The sequence below is a fragment of the Shewanella sp. ZOR0012 genome, assembly GCF_000798835.1.
Taxonomy (GTDB): domain Bacteria; phylum Pseudomonadota; class Gammaproteobacteria; order Enterobacterales; family Shewanellaceae; genus Shewanella; species Shewanella xiamenensis.
Genome location: NZ_JTLE01000094.1, coordinates 3,817,360 through 3,823,755 on the forward strand (window position 1 = coordinate 3,817,360; position 6,396 = coordinate 3,823,755).

Here is a 6,396-nt window from a genome sequence, read left to right on the forward strand (position 1 = left end):
CAGATCCAAGTGCCTTTACAAAAAAAAATTCAAATTTTTGATGTCGGTTTTTTCAAGCGGGCACAATCCTGCTAGAATCTCGCCTCCGCTCGCAAACAAGGCACTATTTTCCCCATGAAAGACAGACACGGGCTGCTCAGCGCGCCAATTGGTCGTGTACTGCTCAACATGAGCCTCCCTAACTTGATTGGCATTATGACCATTCTAGGTTTTAGCCTCGCTGACACTTTTTTTATCAGCCAATTAGGGACAGAGCCTTTAGCTGCAATCAGTTTTACCTTTCCAGTAACGTTAATTATTTCCAGCATTGCTATTGGGATTGGTGCAGGCGTTTCTACTAACCTTGGCAGGCTGATTGGCTCGGGTAATGCGCCACGTGCCAAGGTGTTTTTGCACGATGCGCTGCTGCTGACCTTTATCCTTATCGCCAGTTTATCCGCTCTAGGTAGTATTTTTATCGAGCCACTGTTTAGTTTACTTGGCGCCAATGAAACCAGCTTGCCACTCATTCATGACTATATGATGTATTGGTATGTGGGCGCGCCGCTGTTAGTGTTATTGATGGTGGGCAACCAAGGCTTACGCTCCACGGGCGACACTCGCTCACCAGCGATGATTATGATGCTGGCGGCGCTGATTAACTTAATCCTCGATCCTTTGCTTATCTTCGGTATTGGGCCTTTTCCGCGTTTAGAGATCCAAGGCGCAGCGATTGCCACCCTGTTCTCATGGCTTGTCGCGTTGTCGCTCTCGGGTTATTTGCTGATCATCAAGCGGCGAATGCTTGAGCGGGCGGTATTTGATATCGATAGAATGCGTGCCAACTGGAGTAAACTTGCCCATATTGCCCAGCCTGCGGCATTGATGAATTTAATCAATCCGCTCGCCAATGCGGTGATTATGGCGATGCTGGCCCATATCGATCACAGCGCCGTAGCAGCGTTTGGTGCAGGCACACGCTTAGAATCGGTGCTGTTGATTGTGGTGATGGCATTATCATCGAGCCTGATGCCGTTTATCGCGCAAAATCTCGGTGCTGGCCAACCCCAAAGGGCGAAGCAGGCTTTGCTGCTATCGCTTAAATTTATCTTTGTATTCCAAACCTTACTCTATATTCCATTGGCGTTTTTGGCCCAGCCACTCGCGAATTTATTTAGTACCGATCCGCAGGTGCTAGAGTGGTTAAGTTTTTATATTCTGGTGCTGCCCTGCGCCTATGGCCCGCTGGGAATTGTGATTATCTTTGCCACGGCGCTTAATGCGTACCATAGGCCGATGAGTTCGTTAGTGATTAACCTGTGCCGCTTAGTGCTATTGATGCTGCCACTGGCGGCGCTGGGATCTTATATTGATGGCGTAAAAGGCTTATTACTCGCGCTCCCCATCACCAACCTCTTGATGGGGATTGCCTGTTATTACTTAGCGCAGCGGATTTGCGAGCCGACCAAGGTCACGACCGCCGACGCGATTTAGGCTGTGCTTTTTAGGCTAAAACGCACATCATTGGGTGGGAAGGGCTCCTCCGATGCCTTACAAACTCGGCGCACACTTTGCGTGCTGAGATTAGTTGGTACACCTTTCGGCGCCAGTTCTTTAATAATAAAGTCGATAAAGCGTCTGCTGGCTAAGCTCACATAACGTCTTGATGGATAAGCCAAATAGCATTCGCCGGGATGGGACTCTATCTCGGGCAACAGGGTAATTAGCTGCCCTGAAGCCACAAAATCAGCCACCACTTCCGCAGGCGCATACACAATGCCGCGCCCTTGCAGGGCAAACTCTACCGCCACTTCAACACTGTTGGAGCAGAAATTTCCCCGAACCCGAACTTCCTGTTCGGCACCAATCCATAACTCATTAAAGATCTTGCCATTTGAGAGCCTAAATAAGGCCACATTATGGGACTCAATCTCCTGTGGAGTCTGCGGCATACCATGTTGCACTAGGTATTGGGGACTGGCATAAAAACGCAAATCCGTGGTGAATATCGGTCGCACCACTAAATCTAAGGTATCTAATGCGGGTTCGACCACAAAGGCTACATCGAGATTATTCTTAACCATATCAACAGATTCTGCGCTACTAATCACTTCAACCGTGAGCTTGGGATGCAGATCCATAAAACGGAAAATGGCTTGCATCAACACATTCATACTGTGGATAGGAAACATTTGAATGCGGAGATGGCCACTGATCTCAGCATCTTCGTTAGTCATCTCAAACAGAGTTTCATCGAGCTGCGCCAAGATATTCTGTGAACGTTGGTAAAAATGGCTTCCCGCCGAGGTCAGCGTCATCGAGCGGCTCTGTCGGTGGAATAGCTTGATATTCAGCTCATCTTCCAATGCCTGTAAACGCCGACTCACGGTCGATTTTGGTAAGTTAAGCAAATCCGCCGCTTCAATCAAACTGCCGGTTTCAGCGATTCGGTGAAATAACGCGAGGTCCTCTGTCTTCATTTTTAACTTAATATCAATCTCATTATGTGGGATTGATAATCCCAAAGTATCCCGTTTATTGCAACAACTTTAGCTGATATCTTCGCGCCCCTGAAATGCTGATAAATTGTTATTGAGGACTCTCCACCATGAAAGCTTATCGACTTATTCCCTTGGCGGCGTTATTGCCAGCCCTGCTTACAGCCTGCACGCCAGCGGAAAGCTCGGTACAGGCGAGTGTCATCAGACCCGTAAAACTGTTTGAGGTTGCCAAACTCGAGGGCGGAGATTTTAGAACCTTCCCCGCGCGGGTGAGCGCCAATAGTCGCGCAGAATTGTCCTTTCGCATTTCTGGGCAACTTACAGAGTTGGCGCTGGTAGAAGGGCAAAGTGTTAACCAAGGTAGCCTATTGGCTAAACTGGACGACAGGGATGCCTATAACAATTTAATGACCCGCGAAGCAGACCATGAACTGTTAGCAGCGGATTTTCAGCGTAAAACCGAACTCCTAAAGCGTAAATTAATCTCCCAAGCCGAGTTTGATAGCGCCCAAGCACAGCTTAAATCGGCCAAAGCCGCCTTAGCGGCCGCCCGTGACCAGTTAAGTTATACCAAGCTTATCTCCCCTTTTAGTGGCACTGTGGCCAAACGTTTAGTGGATAACCACCAAATTGTGCAGGCTAATCAAGGAATATTAACTCTACAAAACAACCATTTGCTCGATGTAAGTATCCAAGTACCCGAGTCGATGGCCGCTGGTTTAAACACTTATATCCAGCAGCAAAAGTTTGTCGCTAAAGTGCGTTTTAGTGCATTAGCAGGCATGGAGTTTGATGCGAAATTCAAGGAGTACTCCACCCAAGTTACACCCGGCACTCAGGCCTATGAAGTAGTGTTTTCGCTACCACAACCCAAGGATATTCAACTACTTCCAGGGATGAGCGCTGAATTAACCCTTGCCTTAATGAAAAGCCCAGACCAAGCAGCATCGGCCATAGTGCCAGTCACCGCTATCGATAAACGCGATCAGGATGGCCGAGTCCAAGTGTGGGTCTATCAAGCGCAATCGGGCGAAGTGAAACCCACTGCTGTTACCTTGGGCCGAGTCACCAGTGAAGGTGTTGAAGTGCTTGGCGGTATTAATAATGGCGATTTAATTGTCAGTGCAGGTGTATCCCAATTATCCGACGGGATGAAAGTCAAACCACTACGCTGGCAGCGCGGAGTTTAATCCATGAATATTGCTGAGTATTCAATCCGCCACAAAGTCATCAGTTGGATGTTTGTATTACTGCTACTCGTGGGCGGTAGTGTGAGCTTTACTGGTCTTGGGCAGTTAGAGTTTCCCGAATTTACCATTAAAGAAGCCCTAGTGATCACCGCCTATCCGGGTGCATCACCAGAGCAAGTGGAAGAAGAAGTCACCCTTCCCCTCGAAGATGCCTTACAGCAGCTCGATGCGGTTAAGCACGTAACCTCCATTAACAGTGCGGGTTTGTCGCAGATCCAAATTGAGGTCAAAGAAACCTATGACAAAACGAGCCTGCCGCAGGTGTGGGATGAAGTACGTCGTAAGGTCAACGACACCGCAGGACAACTGCCTCCCGGCACTAGCACGCCCAAAGTCTATGACGACTTTGGCGATGTGTACGGCATTTTGTTTAATCTCTCAGGGCCTGACTATAGTAACCGTGAATTAAGCAATTATGCCGATTATTTGCGCCGCGAACTGGTACTGGTGCCAGGGGTCAAAAAGGTTTCAGTTGCGGGCAGCGTAACTGAGCAGGTTGTGATTGAAATATCACAACAAAAACTCTCGGCACTGGGGTTAGATCAAAGCTATATCCACGGCCTGATTAACAATCAAAACGTGGTCTCCAACGCGGGCAGTTTAGTGGTGGGCGATAATCGTATTCGCATCCATCCCACCGGAGAATTTAGCAGTGTGCAGGATCTCGCGCGTCTGATCGTCAGCCCGCCCGGCAGCACTGAGCTTATCTATCTTGGTGATATTGCCCATATAGAAAAAGATTATGATGAAACCCCTGACGTGCTCTATCACAACCGTGGCGAAGCCGCCCTCTCCCTTGGGATTTCCTTTTCAAGTGGCGTCAACGTGGTCGAAGTGGGTAAAAGCGTTAGCGAGCGCCTTGCCGAACTGGAGTCTCAGCGCCCAATAGGGATGAGCTTAGACACGGTTTATAACCAAAGTTTGGCGGTGGATGACACAGTAAATGGCTTTTTGATCAATCTATTAGAATCGATTGCCATCGTTATTGCCGTACTCTTGCTGTTTATGGGTTTACGCTCAGGCTTATTGATGGGGGTCATCTTACTGTTGACCATTCTCGGTACTTTTATCGTGATGAAAGTGCTAGGTATTGAACTGCAACTGATCTCCCTCGGCGCGCTGATTATTGCTTTGGGTATGTTGGTCGATAACGCCATTGTCGTTACCGAAGGCATTTTGATTGGTCTGCGTCGTGGCAAGACTCGCCTCGAAGCCGCCAAACAAATTGTGTCGCAAACTCAGTGGCCACTGCTTGGCGCCACCGTTATTGCAATTATCGCGTTTGCACCGATTGGCTTATCGCAAAATGCCGCGGGAGAGTTTTGTCGCTCACTGTTCCAAGTGTTGATGATTTCCTTATTTATCAGTTGGATTACCGCGATCACCCTGACACCTTTCTTCTGCCATTTGCTGTTTAAAGATGCCCCCGCAGATGAGGAGGAGCAGGATCCTTACAAAGGCTGGTTCTTCAGCGTATACCGCGCGAGCTTAACCTTTGCCCTGCGTTTTAGAATCGCCAGCATTTTATTAGTCGGTGCCATGCTCGTTAGCGCAGTGATTGGCTTTGGTCATATCAAGAATGTGTTCTTCCCCGCATCTAATACGCCCATCTTCTTTGTCGATATTTGGATGCCAGAAGGTACAGATATTAAAGGCACTGAACGCTTTACCGCCGATATTGAGCAGCAGTTACTCAAGCAAGCCGAGGAACAACATAGTGGCTTAAAACACTTAACAACTGTCATTGGCCAAGGTGCGCAGCGGTTTGTGTTGCCCTATCAACCCGAAAAGGGCTATCCCGCCTATGCGCAGCTCATTATTGAAATGGCAGATTTAGCCTCCTTAAAACTCTATATGCCAGAGCTAGAAACCTTTTTAAATCAGAGATTCCCGCAGGCACAGTTCAGATTAAAGAATATGGAAAACGGCCCTTCTCCCGCCGCGAAGATTGAGGCTCGCTTCTACGGTGATGATCCCGAAGTACTGCGTACTCTAGGCGCTCAAGCCGAAGCCATCTTCCATGCGGAGCCGAGTATGGACGGTATTCGCCATGACTGGCGCAACCAAGTGACTTTAATTCGTCCGCAATTAGAAAATGCTCAAGCAAGGGAAACGGGGATCAGTAAACAGGATCTGGATAACGCACTGTTAGTTAACTTTAGCGGCAAACAGATTGGCCTGTACCGTGAAACCAGCCATTTACTCCCCATCGTTGCCCGCGCACCCGCCGAGGAGCGTTTACAGGCGGACAGCCTGTGGAAACTGCAAATCTGGAGTAGCGAGCACAGCACCTTTGTACCAGCAACGCAAGTTGTAAGCAGCTTCGATACTCAATGGGAAAACCCCTTAGTAAAACGTCGCGATCGGATGCGGATGTTAGCCGTTTTAGCCGATCCTAAACTGGGTAGCGATGAAACCGCCGACTCAGTATTACGTAAAGTCAAAGCTAAGGTCGAAGCCATCAGCTTGCCTGCGGGTTACCACTTAGAATGGGGTGGCGAGTATGAAACGGCGGGCGAAGCCCAAACCGCGGTATTTAGCTCAATTCCACTGGGTTACTTAGCGATGTTTTTAATCACAGTGTTCCTGTTTAACTCGGTACGCCAGCCGTTAGTGATTTGGTTTACCGTGCCATTGGCCTTGATTGGGGTATCGGCGGGGTTTTT

4 protein-coding genes are annotated in these 6,396 nt (G+C 48.7%); 3 read left to right on the forward strand and 1 reads right to left on the reverse strand.

What is annotated here, in order from left to right; all coding sequences use genetic code 11:
- Nucleotides 1-114 precede the first annotated feature (114 nt).
- Nucleotides 115-1,473 (forward strand): MATE family efflux transporter, encoded by a 1,359-nt coding sequence (locus L976_RS18390; RefSeq protein ID WP_037414232.1) that lies wholly within the window; start codon nucleotides 115-117, stop codon nucleotides 1,471-1,473.
- Here L976_RS18390 and L976_RS18395 read toward each other — a convergent pair.
- Nucleotides 1,470-2,459 carry a LysR family transcriptional regulator gene (locus L976_RS18395; RefSeq protein WP_047539118.1) on the reverse strand — a complete coding sequence of 330 codons (990 nt, stop codon included), beginning with the start codon at nucleotides 2,457-2,459 and terminating at the stop codon, nucleotides 1,470-1,472. The two genes, L976_RS18390 and L976_RS18395, sit on opposite strands and share 4 nt — an antisense overlap.
- A gap of 128 nt (nucleotides 2,460-2,587) precedes the next feature.
- Here L976_RS18395 and L976_RS18400 point away from each other — a divergent pair, with 128 nt between their 5' ends.
- Nucleotides 2,588-3,670 (forward strand): efflux RND transporter periplasmic adaptor subunit, encoded by a 1,083-nt coding sequence (locus L976_RS18400; RefSeq protein ID WP_047539121.1) that lies wholly within the window; start codon nucleotides 2,588-2,590, stop codon nucleotides 3,668-3,670.
- Nucleotides 3,671-3,673: 3 nt separating this feature from the next.
- A partial coding sequence (locus tag L976_RS18405) for an efflux RND transporter permease subunit (protein WP_081990971.1) occupies nucleotides 3,674-6,396 on the forward strand: 2,723 nt, incomplete at its 3' end.

Bases quoted from the DNA above. Each gene is read 5' to 3' on its own strand.
- L976_RS18390 (WP_037414232.1), top strand. From the start codon at position 115: ATGAAAGACAGACACGGGCTGCTCAGCGCGCCAATTGGTCGTGTACTG.
- L976_RS18395 (WP_047539118.1), bottom strand. From the start codon at position 2,459: ATGAAGACAGAGGACCTCGCGTTATTTCACCGAATCGCTGAAACCGGC.
- L976_RS18400 (WP_047539121.1), top strand. From the start codon at position 2,588: ATGAAAGCTTATCGACTTATTCCCTTGGCGGCGTTATTGCCAGCCCTG.